This window comes from Streptomonospora sediminis, assembly GCF_054778995.1.
Genome location: NZ_BAAGYZ010000080.1, coordinates 1 through 20,985 on the forward strand (window position 1 = coordinate 1; position 20,985 = coordinate 20,985).

Below are 20,985 nucleotides of genomic sequence, written 5' to 3' on the forward strand. Positions count from 1 at the left end.
AGTTCTCAAGAAGCAACCGTTCATCCGGTACAAGCTCCGGCCCGCCCGGTGGCGGGCCCGCTCAAGCTCTTCCCAAGAGACGGGCATTTTCCCGGCGGATTTCCGTTCGTCTTCCGTTTGGAAGGCGGCGGGCATCCGCTCTTTGTTATGTCTTCACTTTATCAGGCTCCCCGCACCCCGCCAAATCGGCGAATTTGCGAAAAGAAGTCCGATTCACCTGCAAAATTCCCGCCCGCTTTCGGCGGACAGAAATCAATCCTGCCATACCGAACGGGGTGGCTGAACCATGCGGATGCGGTCCGGGCCATGCGAGGACGGCCACCGACCGAGTGAACCGCCGCTTTGGTCCGCGGCACCCTTCGGGGCCGGACCGCAGCGACTCGACCGACTATAGCCGTCCTGGCGGCATGCGCAAACCCGCACGCGGCATAGGCCGGTCCGTGTGCGCCGCAGGGCCGATGTTTGGGGACCGGCGGCCGCGGCGAGTGGGTCTGTGACGACCCGTCAGCCCAACTTCCCGCACGATTTTGAACAGCCTGTGTCCTGGGAGAGAACCACCGGACCAGCGGAGGCGGCCGAACCGTGCCGCCCGCGCGGGGTGACCGCCGGCGGGTCGGCTGTGGTCCTGCTCACCGGTTGTCCGAGGCGGCAAGTCCCAAAGGGAGACCGACATGGCCGTGCATCCCCACCATCCCTACGCCGTGGCGTTCGACGTCCTGGAGACCCTGATCGACCTGGAGCCGCTCAGTGGGCGCTTCGCCGAGATCGGCCAACCCGCCGACCTGCTCCGCCCGTGGTTCCTGCGCACCCAGCGCGACTGCATGGCGCTGGCGCTCAGCGGCGAATTGCGGCCGTTTCCCGACGTGGCCCGGCAGGCGCTGCGCACCGCATCCGGCAACACCGCGTCCGAGGACGGCATCAGCCACGTGCTCGACGGTTTCAGCGAACTGCCCGCACATTCCGACGCCGAGCCGGCCATGCGCCGGCTCCACGGGGCCGGGGTGCGCATCGGTTGCCTGACCATGGGCGGCCCGGCCGCCACCGCCCGTTTCCTGGCGTCCTCAGGGCTGGACCGCTTTGTCGACAGGGTCGTCACCGCCGAAGAGGCCGGCGTCTGGAAACCGGCGCCCGAGGTCTACCACGCAGCCGCTGCCGCTCTGCAGACCCCGCCCGAACATCTGGCCCTGGTCGCAGTGCACGCCTGGGACTGCCACGGGGCGAAACGGGCCGGCTGCCTGGCCGGATGATGCCGCAGGCTCGAAGGGCGGTACGGCGACGTGTTCGCCGCCCCCGATGCCGCAGGCGACACCCTCGGCGACGTCGTCACGGGGCTGCTGGAGCTGACCGCCGCCTGATGCAGTGTGCCCAGTGCCCGGCGGCGCGGCCGTGCGCGGCGCCGGGCACGTCATGTCAGGTCCGGCCGGACCGGCTCAAGTCAGCAGCCGGGCGACACCGGTGCCCGGAGCGGCGTAGAGCCACTCGACTTCCAGGTCGACCACGGCAAGGCCGGCCGGGGGAAAGGAAACCAGCGGGTCGTCGGGCATGAACGCCGCGACGACCTGGGCCACGGTGGGGTTGTGTCCCACCACGAGCAGGGTTCCCACCTCCGGGTCGGTGCGCGAGATCAGCTCCAGCATCGCCGGGACGTCCGCGCCGTAGGCGTCCCGTTCGTAGTCGACGGCCGGGGAGTGCGGGAGCGCCTCGGCGACCAGCTCCATGGTCTGGCGCGTGCGCAGCGCCGTCGAGCAGATGGCCCGGTCGGGGAACAGAGCACCCTCGGCGAGGTAGACGCCCGCAGCGCGCGCCTGCTCGCGGCCCGTTGCCGTCAGCGGACGCTCGTGGTCGGAACCGTCCACGAGCGGCTCGGTCTCGGCGTGGCGGAGCACGATCAGTCGTTTCGTCATGGCGACAGCACCGTGGCCACAACCGCTATCAGCGCCATGAATCCGAGCATGGCGCCGACGACGATGGCCAGCCCTTTCATTCCCGACAACAGGTGACTTCCCTCCAGCGCGTTTCTTCGCCGCTCAGCTTATGGGGTCGCCGGCACCGAACGCGGCCCCCCTGCGCTTCCGCCCGCTGACCTGCACCGCCGACCTCCCCCGCATGCGCCGATACGCCGAGGGGTGCGGGCTCCCGGCCGGTGCGGGCCGGGCACCCGCACCCCTTGGTGGCGCGGTGCCGGTGTGCGGGGTATTACTCCTCGCCAGCGGTGTCGGCGGCGCGCGCCTCCTCCTTGCGTTCGGACTCCGCGGTGCCGGCGCTGCCGCCGGCACCGGTTGCGCCCGGCTCGCCGGAGCCGACCGCGCCGGCGGATTCCGGTTCGGGGCCGTTGCCGCGTTCCTCCACCGGCCGGTCGGCGGCGGCGATATCGCCGCCGCGGCGCTTGGACCATACGATGGCGCCGATGATCACCGCCACTGCCACCGCGGTGATCCCGGCGCGCAGGGCGTAGTCGTCGGCGAACATCACGACGCTCGGCGCGATGATCAGCGCCACCAGGTTCATCACCTTGAGCAGCGGGTTGATCGCCGGGCCGGCGGTGTCCTTGAACGGGTCGCCGACCGTGTCGCCGATTACGGTGGCCTCGTGGGCCTGGGATCCCTTGCCGCCGTGGTGGCCGTCTTCGACCAGCTTCTTGGCGTTGTCCCAGGCTCCGCCGGAGTTGGCGAGGAAGACCGCCATCAGGGCGCCGGCCGCGATCGCTCCGCCGAGGAACGCGCCCAGCGGTGCATAGCCGAGGGCGAACCCGACCGCGATGGGTGTGAGCACCGCGAGCAGCCCAGGGGTGACCAGTTCCCGCAGCGAGTCGCGGGTGCAGATGTCGACGACCCGCGCGTATTCGGGTTTCTCGGTGCCGTCCATGATGCCCGGGCGGTTGCGGAACTGCTCGCGGACCTCCATGACGACGCGTCCGGCGGCCCGGCCCACCGCCATGATCGCCAGGCCGGAGAACAGGAAGACGACCGAGGCGCCGATGATGACGCCGACCAGCACGTTGGGTTCGTCGATGGAGAGGCTGAACGTCGACGCGTCCTCCCCGACGGATGTAAGTGCCTCCTCGACCTCGGTCCGGAAGGCGCCGAACAGTGCGGTGGCGGCGAGCACCGCTGTGGCGATCGCGATGCCCTTTGTGATGGCCTTGGTGGTGTTGCCGACCGCGTCGAGGCTGGTGAGGACGTCGGCGCCCCTGCCTTCGACATCTCCGGACATCTCTGCGATGCCTTGGGCGTTGTCGGCGACCGGGCCGAAGGTGTCCATCGCGACGATGACGCCGACCGTGGTCAGCAGGCCGGTCCCGGCCAGGGCGACGGCGAAGAGGCTGAGTGTGACCGAGGCGCTGCCGACCAGGAAGGCCGCGTAGACGGCACCGGCGATCAGCACCGCGGAGTAGACGGCCGATTCCAGCCCCACCGAGATCCCGGAGAGGATGACGGTGGCCGCACCGGTCTCCGAGCTTTCGCCGATGTCCTTGACGGGGCGCCGGTCGGTTTCGGTGAAGTAGCCGGTCAGCAGTTGGATGGCCGCTGCCAGCACCAGGCCGACCAGTACCGCGCCCACGGCCACCAGGCGCGGGTCGCCGGGCAGGCCCTGGGTGTCCGCGCCGGCCCCGGTGAGGTCGGCGAAGCTGCTGGGCAGGTAGGCGAAGGCGGTGATGGCGACCAGCACGGCGGAGATGACCGCGGAGATGAAGAAGCCGCGGTTGATGGCGCTCATCGCCGTCTTGTCGCGGGCGCGCGGCGCGACGATGAAGATGCCGATGATGGCGGTGATTACACCGATCATGGGCACCAGCAGCGGGAAGACCAGCCCTTCGACGCCGAAGGCGACCCGGCCGAGGATGAGCGAGGCGACCAGCACGACGGCGTAGGACTCGAACAGGTCGGCGGCCATGCCCGCGCAGTCGCCGACGTTGTCGCCCACGTTGTCGGCGATGGTCGCGGCGTTGCGGGGGTCGTCCTCGGGGATGCCCTGTTCGACCTTGCCGACGAGGTCGGCGCCGACGTCGGCGGCCTTGGTGAAGATGCCGCCGCCGACTCGCATGAACATCGCGAGCAGTGCCGCACCGAATCCGAAGCCCTCCAGCACGTTGGGTGCGTCGCCGCCGTAGATGAGGACGACGACGGAGGCGCCCAGCAGCCCCAGGCCGACGGTGAACATGCCGGCGACCCCGCCGGTGCGGAAGGCGATCCGCATCGCAGAGTGTTCGCCGCCGTCGCGCGCCGCTGCGGCGACGCGGACGTTGCCGCGCACCGCCAGCCACATGCCGATGAATCCGGTCAGGGCGGAGAAGGCGGCGCCGAGGGCGAAGAACACCGAGCGCCCGATCAGCACCCAGATGTCGTCGGCGGGCAGCAGCAACAGCAGCAGGGGTATGAGGACGACGAATACGGCCAGGGTGCGGAACTGGCGTTTGAGATATGCCGCCGCCCCTTCCTGGACCGCGCGCGCGATGTTCTGCATACGCTCGGTGCCCTGGCCTGCGGCGAGAACTTCACGGACCAGCCATCCGGCGACGGCAAGGGCGAGAAGCGCCACTGCCAGCACCACGGCGACCAGCGTGAAATTCATGCCGTCCAAGGCCAGGGCCGGGCCGCCATCGGCGGCTTGGGTGAGCCCAGACAATCCGTCCTCCTAGAGACGGGCACGTTTTGGCCCCGCGCGTCGTGCGGCCGCCGCCTGCATGCCTGAGCAGGACCGACGGCGCGCCCGGCAGGGTCATGCGGGTGCCACCAACACGGTTTGTAGGCCGTTTCGCCGCACCGGACGAGAACGGTGTTCGGGGATTCTACGCACCGGTATCGGAAAACGTGAGTGCGGGTCGGCAAGTTCGGCATTGCGCGGGCGAATGTGATCACACGGTGATCTTAGAATGCGGATATTTTTATCATTACTTCCAATAGCCGCATTTTCCATATTTGTCGCGAAATGCCAGTTAATGCGACACAGCGCAATAAACCGCGCATAAAGGGAGGAAGTCGGCGCGCTGCGCGGGGCTTGGTTGCCTCCGGCGCGGCGGGCGGTGCGCACGCTTGCCGAACCTGTGCTCATGCGTGGGTGCGCGGCCGGGGCCGGCTCTGCGGCCCGGGCTGTGCGCGGCCCGGGCGGTGCGCCGTCCCTGCACGTACAGCAAACCGCACCGCGGGCGTGCGGCGCCACCGGTACGGCGCCGATGTGTCGCAGGGCACGCCGGGGCGGGGCCGGGGCAAGCCGCTGCGTCCCGCCCCGGCGACTCCGCGCAACTCCTACGGCGGCTCATTGCTGCGCTGCCGCACCGCGGCAGCCGGGCTCAGGCCGCCTGCACCGCGGGCCTGAGGACCTCCGCGCACCACTGCCGGAACGTGGTGGGCGCGTCGATGGCGTGCTGCGGGGTTCGGGCGATGCCGGCGTCCAGCCCGTTGTCCTTGGCGGCCATCATGTCCAGCATGGCCTGGGCCATGGCTTCGGAGGCCCCGAAGCCGGTCATCCGGTCCCTGAGCGCCTCGCCGGGGATCCGCTCGTACTGCACCGGGGTTTCGAGCACCTCGGAGGCGATGGCGGCGATCTCGTTGTAGGAGAGGTCTTCGGGGCCGAGGACGGGGACCTCCTCCTGGCCTGTCCAGGAAGCGTCGAGGAGCAGGCGGGCGGCGATGGCGGCGATGTCGCGGGTTGCCGCGGCCGGCAGCTTGCGGTCGGGGGAGATGACGTCGTAGCACCTGCCCTGTTCCTTGATCACCCGCGCCTGGCGCAGCATGTTGTCCATGAAGCCGGGCAGGGCCAGGGCGCGGTACGCCACTCCGGTGCCGGTGATGAGGTCGTCCATGGCCAGCGATCCGGTCACGAACCCGGCCTTGTCGGCGTAAGCGGTGCCGCGCCCCAGGGCGGTCACCCCTACGACCCGGTTGATGCCCTGGCTGCGCATTGCCGCGGCGGCGGGACGCGTGAAGTCCAGGTAGGACTCCTCGACACCGGCGGCCGCGAGATTGTTCGGCAGCAGCCAGAACAGGGCGTCGGCGCCGGCGAAGGCGCGGGCGGCGACCTGGGGGTCGCCGTGCGAACCTTGGATGACCTCGGCCCGGTCGCGAACGGCGGCCGGCAGCTTGGCCGGGTCGCGCACGACGACCCGGACCGGCTGGTCGCCGGCGAGGACGTGGCCGAGGACCTGGTGCCCGATGTTGCCTGTGGGAGCGGTGATGACGATCATGCGGTCTCCATGAGAACGGGGCGCCGGTTAGTAAACTCAACTGTACCGTTTACTTTTGGAGATGCAAGGCGATGACCCGAGAGCGGCAGCCGCGCAAGCGGGGTGAACAACGGCGCGGAGACGAGCTGCGGCGCCACATCCTGTTCGCGGCCAAGGAGGTGTTCCTGGAGAGCGGCTACGAACGGGCCTCCATGGACACCGTCGCGGTGCGCGCCAAAACGTCCAAGCGGTCGCTGTACGCGCACTTCGAGAGCAAGGACAAGCTGTTCCTCGCGGTCCTGGAACTGGTCCACGAACTGCACCTCGCCAAGATGCAGACTCCCGGCGCCTACTCCGCGGACCCCGCTGAGGCGGTGTCGCTGTTCTGCGGGCGGTTCCTGCAGACGATGGTGTGGGAACCCCAGGTGCGGACCTGCCGGCTAAGCATCGCCGAAGCCGAACGGCTGCCCGGCAGCGCCAACGCGTACTTCGACGCCATGTTCGGCCACAACACCGAACGACTCGGCGCCTACCTCGCCGAGCAGTACGGGCTGGACGGCGCCGAAAGCACCGCCCTCGCCCGGGAACTGCTCAGCCGGGCCGTGCTGCCGCGGCTGCTGCGCACGCTGCTCAACACCGAGCCGGTGATCAAGCGGACGCCCGAGACCGAAACCCTGGCCGAGGACGTGGACCTGGACGCGATCCGCCGCCTGGTCCAGGAGTCGCTGCCTTCGGGAAGCGGCGCCGCCGCGCGACCGGGCACCCGGCCGGACCCGGCCTAACGCGCGTCGGCGCGGCGCAGCCGCAATCCGCTGGTGTCGATGGTCAGGGTGTCGCGGGCGATGTCGGGGCCGACCGGGCTCTGCGGGTCGTCGCTGCTCTGCGCGGTCCCGCGCCCGCCGGGGCCGCCTTCTCCGGCAGGAGCCACCGATCCGGTTGCATCGCCGGGCGCGTTGGGGTTCTGCGGGGTGTCGACCCGGTCCTCGCCCTCCATGTGGTCCAACTCGTCCAGCCGGTCGGCGACGGACCGGGCAAAGGCCGCCGCGCCGACTGCGTCGACACCGTCGGGGGCCTCGGGGCCGTAGGCGACCACGCGCTCGGCGCCGCGCCGCAGCAGGCGTGCGGCCCCGACACGGTTGCCGCGCTGGGCGTGGGTGAGGCCCACCGCGACCTGGGCCAGGCCCCGCCACAGCTCGCGGTCGGGCTCGTCGGCCGCCTTCCAGACGGCTTCGAGAACCTCGTGGGCATGGAACGCGTAGCCGTCGTCGAGCAGGCGCTGCGCCTCGGTCAGGCCCTCCTCAGGGGTGAACACGGCGTCGTCGGGGACGCGGGGAACACCCGGGGAGCCGTGCGGCAGCGGGCGGCCGAAACGGTCGCGCGGACGCTGGTTCTGCGCGCTGCCCTGCGGGTTGCGGTCCCGTCCGCTCCGTGCGGAGTCGCTCATCCCGTCGCTCCTGTATCCATGCCGTCGCCCTATGCCGTGTCCGGTACAAGCCGCTGTCCGATACCAGCCGCTACGCCCATTGTGCACACCGCGTTGCGGGGCCCTCGCAACGCGGGCCGCCAACCGGCGCGCACGGCCGGGCGCGGCGGGCGCGACGAGCGGGCCGGGCCGGTCCGCGGGTCCGCGGGTCCGCGGGTCCGCGGGTCCGCCGATCAGGTCATCTCGGGTTCCGGGTCGGCCAGCCAGCCGAGCAGTGCCGGATCGAACAGGTCGGGGCGTTCCTGGTGGGGGAAGTGGCCGGCGCCCCGGATCATGCGCCACCGGTAGGGGGCCTCGACGTAGCGGCCGGATCCGCGGGCGGTCTCGGGCAGCACCACGGGGTCGAGCTCGCCGTGGATGTGCAGGGTCGGCACCGGGACGGGGCGGCGCATCCGGCGCATGTAGCGGCGGCCGTCGGGGCGCGCCTGGGAGCGGACGAGCCAGCGGTGGAACTCCAGGGCGCTGTGCGCCACACCGGGGATCTGGAAGGCGTCGCGGCAGTGGCGTTCGGTCTCGGGGTCGGGCCAGCCAGGCCGCGACCAGGCGCGGAGCATGTCGGCGACCTGCTGGGCGTCGTCGGCGGTGAGCCGGCGTTCCGGCACGATCGGCACTTGGAAGCCCAGCAGGTGGCGGCCCGCCCAGCCCTGGCCGCGGGTGGCCATGGCCGCGCGCAGCCGCCGCGGGTGCGGCATCGACAGCACGGCCAGGCGGCGCACGGTCTTGGGGAAGTAGGCGGCCATGGTCCAGCCGAGCATGCCGCCGGTGGCGTGTCCGACCACGATGGCCTCGGCCTCGCCGAGCGCGCGGACCAGGCCCGCGGAGTCGGAGGCGAGGGTGACGAGGTCGTAGCCGCGAGGAGGCTTGTCGCTGGCGCCGTAGCCGCGCAGGTCGACGGCGACGGCCCGGTAGCCGGCGTCGGCCAGCGCGGTCAGTTGGCCGTGCCAGGACCACCAGAACTGGGGGAAGCCGTGCAGGAGAAGTACCAGCGGCCCTTGGCCGGCCTCGGCGATATGGAACCGGGTGCCGGCCGCGCTCACGGTGCGGTGCTTCCATGGGCCGTCGATCAGGACGGCCGACTCCTCGGTCACGGCGTGCCGGGCCCGCGCCTGGTCAGTTGCCGGAGGACTGGTGGTTGCGGCTGAACAGCGACATCGACTCGGCGATGGTGGCGCTGGTGCGCGGGAGCCCTTGGCGGTTGCGGAACTGGCGCAGTCCGAGGAGGACGAACAGCGCGGCCAGCAGCAGGAAGACCACGGTGACGATCAGGAAGGAGAGCCAGGGCGCCACCCCCGCGGCCATGATGCCCAGGCCGGCGGTGATCGCGACCAGGATGAGGAACATGTGGCCCAGCACGGCGGCGACCATGGTGAACCCGGCGCCCTTGCCGACCTTCTGGACGTCGCGGGCCAGCTCCAGTTTCGCGAGCTGAAGCTCCAGGCGCACCAGCTGGGAGATGTTCCCGCTCGCCTCGGAGACGAGTTCGCCCAGGGAGTGTTCGGCGGCGTCGAACTCCTCAGGCTCCTGGCCACCCGATCGGGTCTCGGGCATGGAGACTGCTCCCTTCACTCGGCAGACATCTGCAGCATCCTCGCACATCCCGTGTCACACGCGTTCCTCCACGCCGCCCTGCGCCCGGGCGCGGGGCGGCGCACCCCGGCGGCCGTGCGCAACGCGGGCCGCGCTCCGGGGCCGATGCGTGCGCCCGGAGGCGTTCCGGGTGCGCGCACCGGCCCCGGTTCGGCCGGGGTTGCGGCGGCCCTGCCGCCGCACCGCCGGCCGCGGACACCATGCCATGGACACTGCCCGCCGGGTGAGCGGCTAGTCGTCGCTCTTGCCCGCTTCTTGGAACGCCTCCTTGAGCGTCTGGACAGACTGGGCGTCGGTGAGCGTGGAGACGTCGCCCAGTTCGCGGTTCTCGGCGACGTCCTTGAGCAGGCGGCGCATGATCTTGCCGGAGCGGGTCTTGGGGAGCTCCGGCACCACCAGGATCTGGCGGGGTTTGGCGATGGGGCCCAAGCGCGCGGCCACGTGGTCGCGGAGTTCCTGGACGAGGTCGGCACCGCCGTCGCCGGCCTCGCTGCGGAGGATGACGAAGGCGACGATGGCCTGGCCGGTGACCGGGTCGCTGGCGCCGGTGACGGCCGCCTCGGCGACCTTGCTGTGGGCGACCAGGGCCGATTCGACCTCGGTGGTGGAGATGTTGTGGCCCGAGACCAGCATGACGTCGTCGACGCGGCCGAGCAGCCACAGGTCGCCGTCTTCGTCGCGTTTGGCGCCGTCGCCAGGGAAGTACAGGCCCTCGAAGCGCGACCAGTAGGTCTTCTTGTAGCGCTCAGGGTCGCCCCAGATACCGCGGAGCATGGAGGGCCAGGGTTCGCGGACCACGATGAAGCCGCCGGCGCCGTTGGGCACGGATTCGCCGGATTCGTCGACGACGTCGGCGACCACGCCCGGGATGGGCTGCATGGCCGCTCCGGGCTTGCCGTGGGTGATGCCGGGCATCGGCGCGACCATGATCGCGCCGGTTTCGGTCTGCCACCAGGTGTCGACGATCGGGGTGCGGCCGCCGCCGATGTGCGTGCGGTACCACATGTAGGCCTCGGGGTTGATGGGCTCGCCGACCGAGCCGAGCACCCGCAGGCTGGAAAGGTCGAACTGGGCCGGGTACTCCTCGCCCCACTTCATGAACGTGCGGATGGCCGTGGGGGCCATGTAGGCGATGGAGACGCCGTACTTCTGCACGATCTCCCAGAAGCGGCCCTTGTGCGGGGTGTCGGGCGTGCCCTCGTACATCACCGAGGTGGCGCCGTTGGAGAGCGGGCCGTAGACGATGTAGGAGTGGCCGGTGACCCAGCCGATGTCGGCGGCGGTCCAGAAGATGTCGGTCTCGGGCTTGAGGTCGAAGACCGCCCAGTGGGTGTAGGAGACCTGGGTGAGGTAGCCGCCGGTGGTGTGCAGGATGCCCTTGGGCTTGGCCGTGGTGCCGCTGGTGTACATGATGTACAGCGGGTGTTCGGAGTCGTGGGCCTCGGCCGCGTGTTCGGTGGGCTGGCGGTCGACGATGTCGTGCCACCAGACGTCGCGGTCGCCCCATTCGACGTCCTGGCCGGTGCGGCGCACGACAAGCACGTTCTCGACGGCGGGGCGGTCGCGTACGGCGCCGTCGACGGCCGGCTTGAGGGAGCTGGGCTTGCCGCGGCGGTAACCGCCGTCGGCGGTGACGACGAGTTTGGCCTCGCTGTCGTCGAGGCGGGTGCCCAGTGCGTCGACCGAGAAGCCGCCGAAGACCACCATGTGCACGGCGCCGATGCGGGCGCAGGCGAGCATGGCGACCACGGTCTCGGGGATCATCGGCATGTAGATGGCGACGCGGTCGCCCTTGCCGACCCCGAGTTCGAGCATGGCGTTGGACGCCTGGCAGACCATGTCCTTGAGGTCGGCATAGGTGATGGTGCGGGTATCGCCGGGTTCGCCCTCCCAGTAGTAGGCGACCCGGTCGCCGTTTCCGGCGTCGACGTGCCGGTCGACGCAGTTCACCGCGGCGTTGAGGGTTCCGCCCGTGAACCACTCGGCGAATGGGGGGTTCCAGTCGAGGACACTGTTCCACGGCTGTTCCCACTGGAGCCTGCGGGCCTGGTCCTCCCAGAAGCGCAGCCGGTCGGCGGAGGCGGCGTCGTAGGCGTCGGCCTGCACGTTCGCGTCTGCGGCGAGATCCGCGGGGGGCGGGAAGCTCCGGGACTCCTGAAGAAGGTTGGACAGTGTCTCCTGACCCTGCCCCTGTGGAGTCTCTGCCACTGTTAAGTCTCCTTACTGATTAGATTCCACAGCGCAAATCCTGTGGTAGAGCCCACTTCATCAAGTGTCGGCAGCAACATACAAGAGGCTCCTGCCGGACTGTGGACGGACGGTCTCCCCTGGGAACGGGCGGTCCCTTACGGCCTGTGGACGGACATCTCCTACCGGTGAGTAGGGTTGGTGCCGTGAACGCAGCCCCGGATGAGCCCCTGCAGCAGGTTGCCAGCCTCCCCGGCGTCGACTCCGCAGTCCATGAGGCGCGCGCTGTCGTCGACCGGCTATTGGGCCACCGCATCCTGCGGCGGCGCAGCAGCGACGTCTCCATGGAGTCCGCGCTGCGCGGCGCCCGCGCCTCGGCCGTGCTCGACGGCGCCGACGCCGATCTCGAAGAGGTCCGCGCGGGCCGCAGCGGCGACCCGCGGGTCAAGGGTGCGCTGCGGGTCTCCGGCGAACTCGGCCAGCTCGCCGAGACCTGGCCGAAGGCGCCCCGCCAGGTGCTCGCCCGCCTGCACGCCCTGGTGGCCGCCGACGGGGTCGGCGAGGACCGGTTGGGCAGGCCCCGGACCGGCGGCGAACCCGCCGGCGACCCGCTCGGGCTCGGCCCTGCGCCGGCGCCCGCTGAGGTCGCGGCCCGGCTCGATGCCCTGGACTCCCTGCTGGCCGCGCGCGCCGCGGTGCCCGCCCTCGTGGTCGGCGCCATCGTGCACGGCGAACTGGCGGCGCTGCGCCCGTTCGGCTGGGGCGACGGCATGGTCGCGCGCGCCGCCGAGCGGCTCACACTGATCGCGCGGGGCCTCGATCCCAAATCGCTGGCGCCCACCGAACTGGGCTATCTCGAACTGCGCGAGGATTACGGGCCGGCCCTGCGCGGATACTTGGCCGGCACCCCGGATGGAGTGGCGGGCTGGGTGGTGCACTGCTGCCGGTCGGTCGCGGCCGGAGCCCGGGATTCCCTCGCCACCTGCGAGGCGCTGCAGCGCGGCTGAGCCGCGCCGCCGCGCGCGGTGGGGCCGGAGTGCCGGGATGGCCCGCGCACGGGAGAACGCGCTGATCGCTATCTCAATCCGATCACTTTTCACTGTTGCGAAAAGTAATGATTTGCCCGTTTTGGTAACTCCTACGCAAAAAGAGGACGGCACCCCGACCGCCCCCGCAGGGGCCCGGGCCGAGGCGCCGCCGCTGCCACGGGCCACCGGGCTATCATGCGTGCATACTCAGAGTCCGAACAGGGATTTCTCCCTGACCTGGACGAGCCTCCCGCGGCTTGGTGACGCGTGGGTACCCGGCCTCCGTGTGCGGTGGACCATCAATCCACCTTGTGCTTCCTTTGTACGCCAACTGGCGGACACTGAAAAGACCCCGGCAGGTCAAAGATCTCCACTGGGTGCCAATTCGGCATGGTAGCGTCCCGTGCTATACCTATTATTCGGGCAAGGGCGCAGCTCCCCTCAGTGTTCCCCTCCTTCGTGCGCCCCGCCCAAAGAGAGTCCGCCTTGGTCGCATCTGGTGCGATTTCCCCGTTTATGTGACGATGTGCTCGCGACCTCCGTCCGTGCACCCGAACCCGGCCGCTGCACGGCTTATCGGTCACGCGCACATCGTCCGGAGACTTATCCCGGAACGGTACCGGCTCTACCCCCCCCGGAGCCGGACCGTCCGACGGCCCCCGCTATCCCCCCGGCGGGGGCCGTCGATATTTTCCGGTCCTGTACTCCTGATAGTCCTGCACTCACCTGTACCGCCTTGCCGGTACCGCGCGCCCATCGCCGGCCCAGCGCACAGCTCATCGCCCGCGCAGGGCACCAATCAGCGCGGGCGTACGGATTCCGCCTGCCGACGCGTCCTCGGTCGGCGGAATCCATTGATACCAATGGCCAATACGGCGCGCGTGCATTGCTTGGGTGCACGCGAACGAAGCCGGGTTCGGCGAATGTTCAGCGACCGGGCGCCGCAACAGCGGACTGCCACGCACTCCCCGCACCGTTGTCGGCCGGTCCCTGCGCCATTCGGTAATGGCCGTTCCCCGCACCGCCCGCCCCCGCTCTGGGGCCCTGTCCCACACTCGCAAGGAGCAGTGCGCCGAAACGAGCCACCGCAGGAAGCGTGAACGCGGCCGCGACCCCGATGGCAACTGAGAGCAGCGTGGCCGGCAACAGGCCCTCGCCCAACCCCGCCAACTCGGCCAAGGTCCTGTTTCCGGGGATGCGCTCCAGAACAGCGCCGTAAAGCGGATAGAGCAGGCCGCCCAGCGCCAACCCCCACCAGGCGGCGGTGACGCTGAAGGCAACCACCACAACCGGCAGCCGCAGCACGGCACCCAGCGCGTCGCCCCAGCTCTGAGCACAGCGCAACGGGTGGATGAGCCGCGCCCAAGCCCCGGCATCGGCGGGGACGGGCCGATAGTAAGGGGGCTGGGTCGGGACCGCCTGGACATGGCTCAGCCAGGCCCGGTCGATCATGGCGAAACCGCGGGCGATCCGCAGGGTGACAGCGGCGATGGGAATCCCCACCGCAATCGGCAGCAGCCCGGCTCCGAGCGCAAGGCCGGTCACGACCAGGGTGAAACCGATGATGGACAGAGGGAGGGAGAGCAGCGTGTATCGGGTGTCGGCACCGAGGCGGTACAGGATCGAACTCATGACACGGATACTGGCAACCCCGGCCCGCCGGTTCACTGGCGCGCAGACGCCGAATGGGGGTGGTGCGCGCACCACCCCCCGGACAAACTGACCGCGCTCCCGGGCCGCCGCATTCCCACAAGCCCACGTCCCGGGGCCGGTGCCCGCCACGGACGCCGGGGAAGGGTGCCGCGGAGGAAAGGCGCCAAAACCCCGCTGCCAGAGAAGGTTCGGCCACCGGGGAAGGGCAACCGGCGGGAGACGGGGGCCGTTGTCCACAGGTCGGTGGATCGGGTTGGTGGTGTGGGGGCGGGATCGGCTTGACTTGAAATAAGGGGTCCCCCGGCGGCCCCCCGCATCGTCGTGCCCACTTGTCCACAGGCTCGGGATCGGACTTTCCTCCGTGGTGCCCGGCGGCCGACCTTGGAGTAAGCCACTTTGCTCCGGGAGGCCCGAGGCCCATGAACACACCTGCACCTGCGCGTCCCCTGTTCGTCACCGACGACCCCGACCTGCTCGACGATCTGCTGCGCCTGGCGGCCGCGGCCGGTGTCGAGGCCACCGTGGCCCACCACGCGGCCCAGGCGGTGCCCGAATGGCAGCGGGCTCCGCTGGTCGTCGTCGGCACCGATCTCCTTTCCGCAGCCGCCGAACTCGATCCCGCCCCCAGGCGCCACGTCGTCGCGGCAGGGCTCGGCGCCGGCGCCCGCGGCACACACGTCTGGGAATCCGCGCTGCGCGCGGGTGCCGAAGCCGTCCTGTCCCTGCCGCACGACGAATCCCGGCTCGCAGGCCTGCTCACCGAATCCGCCCACGCCCGCGCAGGACACTCGCCCGTGGTTTCGGTGGTCGGCGGGCGCGGCGGTGCGGGCGCAAGCCTGCTTGCGCTCGCACTGGCCCTCGCCGCGCAGCGGGCAGGGCTGCACAGCGCCCTCATCGACGCCGACCCCCTGGGCAGTGGCCTCGATGCCCAACTCGGTCGCGAACAGGCCCCGGGAGACCGCTGGGGCGACCTCCTCGCACGCGAAGGTCGGCTGAACTGGGCGGCTCTGCGCGCGCGGCTGCCCGCCGTGTGCGGCACCCCGCTCGTCACCTGGGAACAGGGGCCCGCTGCCGCCGTGCCGCCCGCCGCAATGCGCGCCGTGCTCACCTGCGCTGCCCGCGGATCCGACCTCGTCGTCGCCGATCTTCCGCGCGCCCCCGATCCGGCGGCCGACGAAGCGCTGCGCCGCACCTCGGCGGCCCTGCTGATCGTGCCCGCCGACCTCCCAGCCGTATTCGCCGCCGCGCGCATGGTGCCGCGGCTGCGGCGCGCGGCCGCCGAGGTCCGCCTGGTGGTCCGCGAATTCGGCACCGAAATCTCGGCACCCGACATCGCCCGGACACTGAACCTCCCGCTCAGCGGTTCCTTCCGCACCGAACGCAGACCCCTGCGCAGCCTGCGGCGCGGCGCGCCCTCCACCGGATCCCGCGCTTCCCCGCTGCACGGATTCGCCGACCGCCTGCTCAGCGACCTCCTGCGCACCGACCCGCCCGGCACCGACCACCGGCCGGCCCCGGCCGTGCAACAGCGGCACGGCGCGGCGGAACCTGCACCGGCGGCATCGCAGTAGGCGGTCGTGCCGTCGGCGCCGCAGCAAGCGGCGGCACGGCAGGCGCCGGCACCGCGCCATGGCGCGGCCGACCACCGGGAGCACCGGCGGCGGCCGGCGCGCCCGATACCCCCAGCAGCACCAGGCCGAACCCACCAGCACCGCGCAGAAAGGACCCCCGACATGGACCGGCGTCCGCTATGACCACACCGGCGCAATCCCCGGATCCGCCTCCGCACGCGGGAGTCGATCCGCGCCTGCTCGCCGCCGTGCGCACGCGCCTGGCGCGCGAGGGCGGCCACCCCACTCCCGCCCGGGTCGCCGCAGCCGTGCGCGCCGAAGGCACCGCGCTGGGCGATGCCGAAGTGCTGTCCCTCGTCCGGCTGCTGCGGGCCGACCTCTCCGGCGCCGGGCCGCTCGACCCGCTCATCAGCGACCCCCGCATCACCGACATCCTGGTCAACGGCCCCGACCAGGTGTGGATCGACGACGGCTCAGGGCTGCGCACCGCGGGCGGTATCCGGTTCGCCGACGACGCATCGCTGCGCCGCCTCGCCCAGCGGCTCGCCGCCCAAGCCGGACGCCGCCTCGACACCGCCGCTCCCTGGGTCGACGCCAAACTGCCGAGCGGCGCCCGTTTCCACGCTGTGCTACCTCCGGTCGCCCCCGAGGGTGTGTGCGTGTCGTTGCGCCTGCCGCGGCACTCCGTGTTCACGCTGCCCGAACTGGTGGCCTCGGGCACCGTGCCCCCGATCGGGGCGCGGCTGCTGCGCGCCATCGTCACTTCCCGCACGGCGTTCCTCATTTCGGGCGGCACCGCGACCGGCAAGACCACGCTGCTGTCCACCCTGCTATCGCTCAGCGCCCCAACCGAACGGCTGCTGCTGGTCGAGGACTCCGCCGAGCTCCGCCCCGACCATCCGCACGTGGTCCGGTTGCAGGCGCGTCCGCCCAACATCGAAGGCACCGGCGAGGTCGGCTTGCACGACCTGGTGCGGCAAGCGCTGCGCATGCGCCCCGACCGGCTCGTGGTCGGCGAGGTCCGGGGAACCGAAGCTGTTGTCCTACTGAACGCGTTGAACACCGGCCACGATGGCGGCTGCTGCACCGTCCATGCCAACGCCGCGGTCGACGTGCCCGCGCGTATTGAGGCACTCGCTTGCGCGGCGGGCCTCAGCCGCGAAGCAGTGCACAGCCAGTTGGCCGCCACCCGGGTGCTCATCGTGCACCTGGCGCGCACCGCGGGCGGCACCCGGCGCGTCGCCGAGGTCTGCGTGCTGCGACGCGATACGGCGGGCACTGTGCACGCGCTGCCTGCTGCAACGTTCGGCCCGGATGGCGTGCTCACCGAGCATCCGGCGCTGCCCGACCTGATGTCGCGTATCGGCCGCGATTGGCGCGGTCCCGCGCCGGAATCCGCACCATGACCGGCGCGGCGGTCGGCGGATCCGGCGAGGGTTGGGGTTCCGGCTGGATTGGCGGCGGAGCCGGGGGTGCTGCCGCCAGTGGCGGGCTGGACGGCGGCTCCGGTGGCGACGGGCCGGGGCTCCTCTTGCCGTACCTGCCCGGACAGCTCACCGATTCATTGGGGTCTGCGGCGTACCGGCTGGCCGAACACTCGTGGTGGCTGCTGGGTCTGGGGGCCGCTGGGGCGATTGCGACCAGCTTGCTGCCCAGCCCGTCGATCCTCCGGCTGCGGCGGCTGGGCAGCGCCGAACACACCCGTGCCCCGGCAAGCGCGGGCCGCCGGTACCTGCTCCTGTGGGCCGCTCGCCTGCGGTCGCGGCTCGGCTTCGCGCTAGGGCGGGTGCAGGCGCGGCGGCGGCGTGCGGTCGTCGAGCTGTGCCGGGTCCTGGCCGCCGAACTGCGTGCGGGCCGCGAACCCGGACCTGCGCTGGAATCCGCGGTGGCTGAACTCGACCCCGAGTCGGCCGGCGAGCTCGCCCCACTGTGTACGGCCGCGCGCAGCGGGCACGACATCGTGCCGCCGTTGCGCAGACTGGCCACCCAACGCGGCGCGGGCGGGCTCGCCTACCTTGCCGCCTGTTTGCGCGTAGCGGCGGGTACCGGCGCGCGGGCCGCCGACATTGTGGACCGGTTGGCGGAGTCGCTGGCGGCGGATGAGGCGCAGCGGCGCGAACTCGGCGCCCAACTCGCCGGGCCGCGTGCCACCGCTGTACTGCTCAGCGCCCTGCCCGTACTGGGTCTCGCCATGGCGAGCGCCCTGGGCGGCTCGCCGCTGGCCTTCCTGTTCACCACGCCCACCGGGCTGTTGTGCCTGGCGGGCGGTCTCACGCTCGACGCGGCGGGCCTGTTCTGGACACACCGAATGGTCCGCGGCGTGCTGTCTGAAACGGAGTGAGCGAGGGTGTCCTTTCTCGGAGCCGCGGTTGTCATGTCAGGCACCGCCGCGGTGCTGCTGCTTTGGGGTGAGTCCCCGCGCCGCCGCGCCCTGCGGCGGCTGCGGTTCCTGCGCCCCGCCGCACCCGCGCGCCCGCGCAGTGCGCCCTGGGTCCGCACGCGTTCGCGGCTGGGGCGCGCCCTGCTGCTGTGGTGTGTGCCGCTGGTACCCGCGCTGACCCTGCTGTTCATGGCCGGGCCGCCGGTGGCGGTCCTGGTCGGTCTGCCGGCCGCAGCCGCCCTGCGGTGGCGTCTGGCCCGCGGCGATCAGCACACCGGGTCGCGCGCCGACCGCGCCCGGATATTGGCGGGACTACCCGTTACGGTCGAACTGCTGGTCGCGGGCCTACGTGCCGGTGGCGCGCCGGAGGACGTGCTGGCGGCCGCCGCCGAAGCCATCGGCGGGCCGCTGGGACACTCACTCAGCACTGTCGCCGAACAGCTGCGTCTCGGCGCCGACCCGCGCACCGCATGGAGATCCGCCAACGGTCCCGAGGAGTTCGAGGCGGTCGGGCGCGCGCTCGCCCGCGCCGCCGAGACCGGCGCGCCGGTCGCCGCCATTCTCGAACGCCACGCTGCCGAGCTCCGCGACGCCGCCAGAGTCCGTGCCCTGACCCGCACCCAACGCCTCGGCGTGCTGAGCGCGGCCCCGCTGGGGCTCTGCTTCCTGCCCGCGTTCGTCCTCATCGGCGTGGTTCCGCTCGCTGCCGGCCTCGTCTCAGGGCTGACATTGCCGTGATCATTCGCCGGGTGGCGGGTTGGGGGTTGCGGGTTTTGGGGTTGAACAGCGGGTTTTGGGGTTGAACAACCGCGAGAGCGCACCCCGCTGCTTGGGAGCTCCCTGTGTGAGGCGGCCGCGTTCCGCGGTGATCAGTGCGAGGCACGGTTGGGCGGCTCAGTTGAGCGGTGTCGCTACGACCGCTGCATGGTGCCCATGGCACTGGCCGCGATCCGCGCCCTCGCCAGGGGGCACGATCCCGTGCGAATACTGGTCGCTCCCCTCCAGGGAAGCGCCACCCGAACGGCGTACTGAAGGTGTCGGGCGCGGCCCCCGGACTGCTCGGCCTGTCGGCGCTTTCCCGCCTTCAACCCGGGTGCGGTTCGTCGCCGAGCCGATGACCGGAGCCATCGGCAGCGTCCGCACCGCTGTCGCCACCGGCGGCAAGAGCGCCGCGGGGCAGCACTCGCGGCAAGGACAGCGCCACGGCGACTGTGACCAGGCATCCGCCCGCACCCGCGGCGATGAAAGTGAAAGAGGCCGAGGTGGCGTCCAGCAGCAGCCCGCCCGCCAGGTACGACAGCCCGGCGGCCACCCCCACCGTGCCGGCGAGGTTGCCGAATACACGGCCGAGCATCCTTGCCGGCACCAGGCGCTGCAGCAGCGTGTTCGCGGCCACGTCCATCGCCGCGATCCCGATCCCGCGGACGGCCTGTAGGGCGAACACGGCAGCCACCGCCCAGGCCAGACCCGTCAGCAGGTTGCCCAGGCTGCTCACCCCGAACCCGACGACCAGCAAGACCGGCAGCGCGGCGCGCGGCCCCAGCCGGGCGAGTAGCGCGTAGCCGGCGATCAGCCCCAGACCGACGGCGCCGAGCAGCAGACCCACGGCCGAGTCGCCCGCGCCAAGGGTCTCCGTGGCCAGCAGCACCAGCGCCACGTCGTCGATGCCGTTGAACGCCACTACCAGGCAGAACCCGAGCACGACGAGCCGGACCGGCCGGATCGACCAGACGTAGCCGACCCCTTCGCGGGCGTCGGCCAGCAGGGAAGCCGACTGCCGCCGGTGGTCTTCCGGAGGCAGCTCCGACAACGCGGTCAGGACGAACGCGGAGAGGACGTAGGAGGCCGCCGCACCGAGCAGTACGCCCGTGGTCCCTAGGAACGGGAACAGCACGGCCGCCAGCAGGGGGCCTGCCGCCTCGGCGCCGTTGGTGCCGAACCCTACGCAGGAGTTGGCCGATTCCAGGTCGCGGCCGCGGACCAGGGCGGGCACCGCCGCACGCGAGGCCGACAGGAACACCTGGCCCGCGGTCGCACGCACGGCCACCAAGAGCAGCAGCAGCGGCAGCGGCGGCAAGGACAGCGCGATCAGCAGCAGCAGCGCGGCCTGCGCCAGTTCGCAGGCGATCATCACCCGCCTGCGGTCCAAGCGGTCGCCGATCGCCCCGGTCAACGGCGCGAGCAGTGCCGGGACGAAATCCCCGACCAGCAGCAGGATCGAAACCGCGATTCCCCTGCCGGTGGAGTCGGCCACGAACAGCATCAGCGCGACCAGACCGACCGCCTCGCCGGTGCACGAGACAGCGCGGGCCGAGAAGAGCGCGCGGAAGGACGGATTCGTCCGAAGCAGGCGCAACCCGCTGATTCCGCGGTCGTCAGGTGCCGAACCGCTGTCCAAACCGGCCACGAGTCCTCACTCCATACGCCACCCCTGCAGGCGCGATTACGGGCGCGGCGCCCGCTCCGCACCCACTCCGCTGAACCGTCCCGGCATGGAGCGCCCCCGGTAGGCGCATCGACGGGCCCGCCCCTCACCCGGCGCCGCCCCACTGGGACCGACCTGTTTGCAGGCCTGCGTATTGCTACCGTGGCGGCCCACTGCTGTCACTCGGTTTTTCGCTCAGCCCGCTGCGCCCCGCCCCGCCCGGATCCGTGCCCGCCCCGCTGACCTCGGCGGCCTGCTGGACGGACAACCACCGACCGGCCGCACGGTCGCCGCCAACCCGCGCCACCGGGCGCCGGCCCACCTCCGGTGCTGTTAAACGCACGCCGGTACGCCGCATCGGGCAGAGCGGGCCGCGCTCGGGGCCGCCCGCGGCGGCGCGCGCCGCCGCGGGCGGGCGGGCGGGCCGGGCGGACAGCCCTGTGTCGGCTCTCGCGGTGTCCCGCTCGCCCTTCCTCTCCCCCCGGGGCCCTCCCCCCGCCCCTCCCCC

General features: G+C 71.6%; 17 protein-coding genes. 8 read left to right on the forward strand and 9 right to left on the reverse strand.

Translation table 11 applies throughout. The features are described 5' to 3' along the window. On the forward strand, positions 1-333 hold a 333-nt coding region (locus ACYVD5_RS16155), incomplete at its 5' end, for a hypothetical protein (RefSeq protein WP_461001875.1). Between the two features lie 338 nt (positions 334-671). Next, positions 672-1,247 (forward strand): HAD-IA family hydrolase, encoded by a 576-nt coding sequence (locus tag ACYVD5_RS16160; protein WP_461001876.1) that lies wholly within the window; start codon positions 672-674, stop codon positions 1,245-1,247. A 183-nt stretch (positions 1,248-1,430) separates the two neighbouring features. Here ACYVD5_RS16160 and ACYVD5_RS16165 read toward each other — a convergent pair whose 3' ends face one another. The 3 genes from ACYVD5_RS16165 to ACYVD5_RS16175 all read right to left on the reverse strand — a co-directional run bounded on the left by ACYVD5_RS16165 (position 1,431) and on the right by ACYVD5_RS16175 (position 6,184). Beyond that, on the reverse strand, positions 1,431-1,904 hold the full coding sequence (locus ACYVD5_RS16165) for a SixA phosphatase family protein (protein WP_461001877.1): 474 nt from the start codon (positions 1,902-1,904) through the stop codon (positions 1,431-1,433). 292 nt (positions 1,905-2,196) lie between these two features. Next, complete coding sequence (locus ACYVD5_RS16170; protein WP_461001968.1) at positions 2,197-4,572, reverse strand: sodium-translocating pyrophosphatase; 2,376 nt, start codon at positions 4,570-4,572, stop codon at positions 2,197-2,199. 718 nt (positions 4,573-5,290) lie between these two features. After that, positions 5,291-6,184 (reverse strand): NmrA family NAD(P)-binding protein, encoded by an 894-nt coding sequence (locus ACYVD5_RS16175; RefSeq protein WP_461001878.1) that lies wholly within the window; start codon positions 6,182-6,184, stop codon positions 5,291-5,293. A gap of 71 nt (positions 6,185-6,255) precedes the next feature. Between ACYVD5_RS16175 and ACYVD5_RS16180 the strand changes: the two genes are divergently transcribed. Beyond that, on the forward strand, positions 6,256-6,945 hold the full coding sequence (locus ACYVD5_RS16180; RefSeq protein ID WP_461001879.1) for a TetR/AcrR family transcriptional regulator: 690 nt from the start codon (positions 6,256-6,258) through the stop codon (positions 6,943-6,945). Here the strand turns inward: ACYVD5_RS16180 and ACYVD5_RS16185 are convergent. From ACYVD5_RS16185 to acs, 4 genes are all read right to left on the reverse strand, one after another. Then, positions 6,942-7,607 (reverse strand): DUF309 domain-containing protein, encoded by a 666-nt coding sequence (locus ACYVD5_RS16185; protein ID WP_461001880.1) that lies wholly within the window; start codon positions 7,605-7,607, stop codon positions 6,942-6,944. The two genes, ACYVD5_RS16180 and ACYVD5_RS16185, sit on opposite strands and share 4 nt — an antisense overlap. A 212-nt stretch (positions 7,608-7,819) precedes the next feature. After that, a complete protein-coding gene (locus ACYVD5_RS16190) occupies positions 7,820-8,734 on the reverse strand; it encodes an alpha/beta fold hydrolase (RefSeq protein ID WP_461001881.1) in 915 nt (304 codons plus the stop codon). Positions 8,735-8,756: 22 nt separating this feature from the next. Beyond that, positions 8,757-9,194: a phage holin family protein gene (locus tag ACYVD5_RS16195; protein WP_461001882.1), complete on the reverse strand. Its 438-nt coding sequence runs from the start codon at positions 9,192-9,194 to the stop codon at positions 8,757-8,759. 270 nt (positions 9,195-9,464) lie between these two features. After that, entirely contained in the window at positions 9,465-11,441 is a 1,977-nt protein-coding gene (gene acs, locus ACYVD5_RS16200; protein ID WP_461001883.1) for an acetate--CoA ligase, read from the reverse strand. A 185-nt stretch (positions 11,442-11,626) separates the two neighbouring features. Between acs and ACYVD5_RS16205 the strand changes: the two genes are divergently transcribed. Continuing rightward, entirely contained in the window at positions 11,627-12,427 is an 801-nt protein-coding gene (locus ACYVD5_RS16205; protein ID WP_461001884.1) for a Fic family protein, read from the forward strand. 948 nt (positions 12,428-13,375) lie between these two features. Here the strand turns inward: ACYVD5_RS16205 and ACYVD5_RS16210 are convergent. Continuing rightward, positions 13,376-14,080 carry a sensor domain-containing protein gene (locus ACYVD5_RS16210; RefSeq protein ID WP_461001885.1) on the reverse strand — a complete coding sequence of 235 codons (705 nt, stop codon included), beginning with the start codon at positions 14,078-14,080 and terminating at the stop codon, positions 13,376-13,378. A gap of 440 nt (positions 14,081-14,520) precedes the next feature. Here ACYVD5_RS16210 and ssd point away from each other — a divergent pair, with 440 nt between their 5' ends. The 4 genes from ssd (at position 14,521) to ACYVD5_RS16230 (ending at position 18,790) form a co-directional block, all read left to right on the forward strand. Further along, a complete protein-coding gene (gene ssd, locus ACYVD5_RS16215) occupies positions 14,521-15,672 on the forward strand; it encodes a septum site-determining protein Ssd (RefSeq protein WP_461001886.1) in 1,152 nt (383 codons plus the stop codon). A 179-nt stretch (positions 15,673-15,851) separates the two neighbouring features. Beyond that, positions 15,852-17,078 (forward strand): TadA family conjugal transfer-associated ATPase, encoded by a 1,227-nt coding sequence (locus ACYVD5_RS16220; RefSeq protein ID WP_461001887.1) that lies wholly within the window; start codon positions 15,852-15,854, stop codon positions 17,076-17,078. Next, positions 17,075-18,013, forward strand: coding sequence for a type II secretion system F family protein (locus tag ACYVD5_RS16225; protein ID WP_461001888.1), 939 nt, complete (start codon positions 17,075-17,077; stop codon positions 18,011-18,013). The genes ACYVD5_RS16220 and ACYVD5_RS16225 overlap by 4 nt, the downstream gene beginning before the upstream one ends. Before the next feature lie 33 nt (positions 18,014-18,046). Then, positions 18,047-18,790, forward strand: coding sequence for a type II secretion system F family protein (locus ACYVD5_RS16230; RefSeq protein WP_461001889.1), 744 nt, complete (start codon positions 18,047-18,049; stop codon positions 18,788-18,790). 346 nt (positions 18,791-19,136) lie between these two features. On the opposite strand, the gene ACYVD5_RS16235 is transcribed toward ACYVD5_RS16230, so the two are convergent. After that, positions 19,137-20,459, reverse strand: coding sequence for an MFS transporter (locus tag ACYVD5_RS16235; RefSeq protein WP_461001890.1), 1,323 nt, complete (start codon positions 20,457-20,459; stop codon positions 19,137-19,139). Positions 20,460-20,985: the final 526 nt, after the last annotated feature.

Excerpts from the sequence above, each read along its gene's own strand:
- ACYVD5_RS16210 (WP_461001885.1), bottom strand. The coding sequence starts at position 14,080 with ATGAGTTCGATCCTGTACCGCCTCGGTGCCGACACCCGATACACGCTG.
- ACYVD5_RS16165 (WP_461001877.1), bottom strand. The coding sequence starts at position 1,904 with ATGACGAAACGACTGATCGTGCTCCGCCACGCCGAGACCGAGCCGCTC.
- ACYVD5_RS16180 (WP_461001879.1), top strand. The coding sequence starts at position 6,256 with ATGACCCGAGAGCGGCAGCCGCGCAAGCGGGGTGAACAACGGCGCGGA.
- ACYVD5_RS16230 (WP_461001889.1), top strand. The coding sequence starts at position 18,047 with ATGTCAGGCACCGCCGCGGTGCTGCTGCTTTGGGGTGAGTCCCCGCGC.
- ACYVD5_RS16160 (WP_461001876.1), top strand. The coding sequence starts at position 672 with ATGGCCGTGCATCCCCACCATCCCTACGCCGTGGCGTTCGACGTCCTG.
- ssd (WP_461001886.1), top strand. The coding sequence starts at position 14,521 with ATGAACACACCTGCACCTGCGCGTCCCCTGTTCGTCACCGACGACCCC.
- ACYVD5_RS16220 (WP_461001887.1), top strand. The coding sequence starts at position 15,852 with ATGACCACACCGGCGCAATCCCCGGATCCGCCTCCGCACGCGGGAGTC.
- ACYVD5_RS16175 (WP_461001878.1), bottom strand. The coding sequence starts at position 6,184 with ATGATCGTCATCACCGCTCCCACAGGCAACATCGGGCACCAGGTCCTC.
- ACYVD5_RS16185 (WP_461001880.1), bottom strand. The coding sequence starts at position 7,607 with ATGAGCGACTCCGCACGGAGCGGACGGGACCGCAACCCGCAGGGCAGC.
- ACYVD5_RS16225 (WP_461001888.1), top strand. The coding sequence starts at position 17,075 with ATGACCGGCGCGGCGGTCGGCGGATCCGGCGAGGGTTGGGGTTCCGGC.
- ACYVD5_RS16195 (WP_461001882.1), bottom strand. The coding sequence starts at position 9,194 with ATGCCCGAGACCCGATCGGGTGGCCAGGAGCCTGAGGAGTTCGACGCC.
- ACYVD5_RS16170 (WP_461001968.1), bottom strand. The coding sequence starts at position 4,572 with ATGAATTTCACGCTGGTCGCCGTGGTGCTGGCAGTGGCGCTTCTCGCC.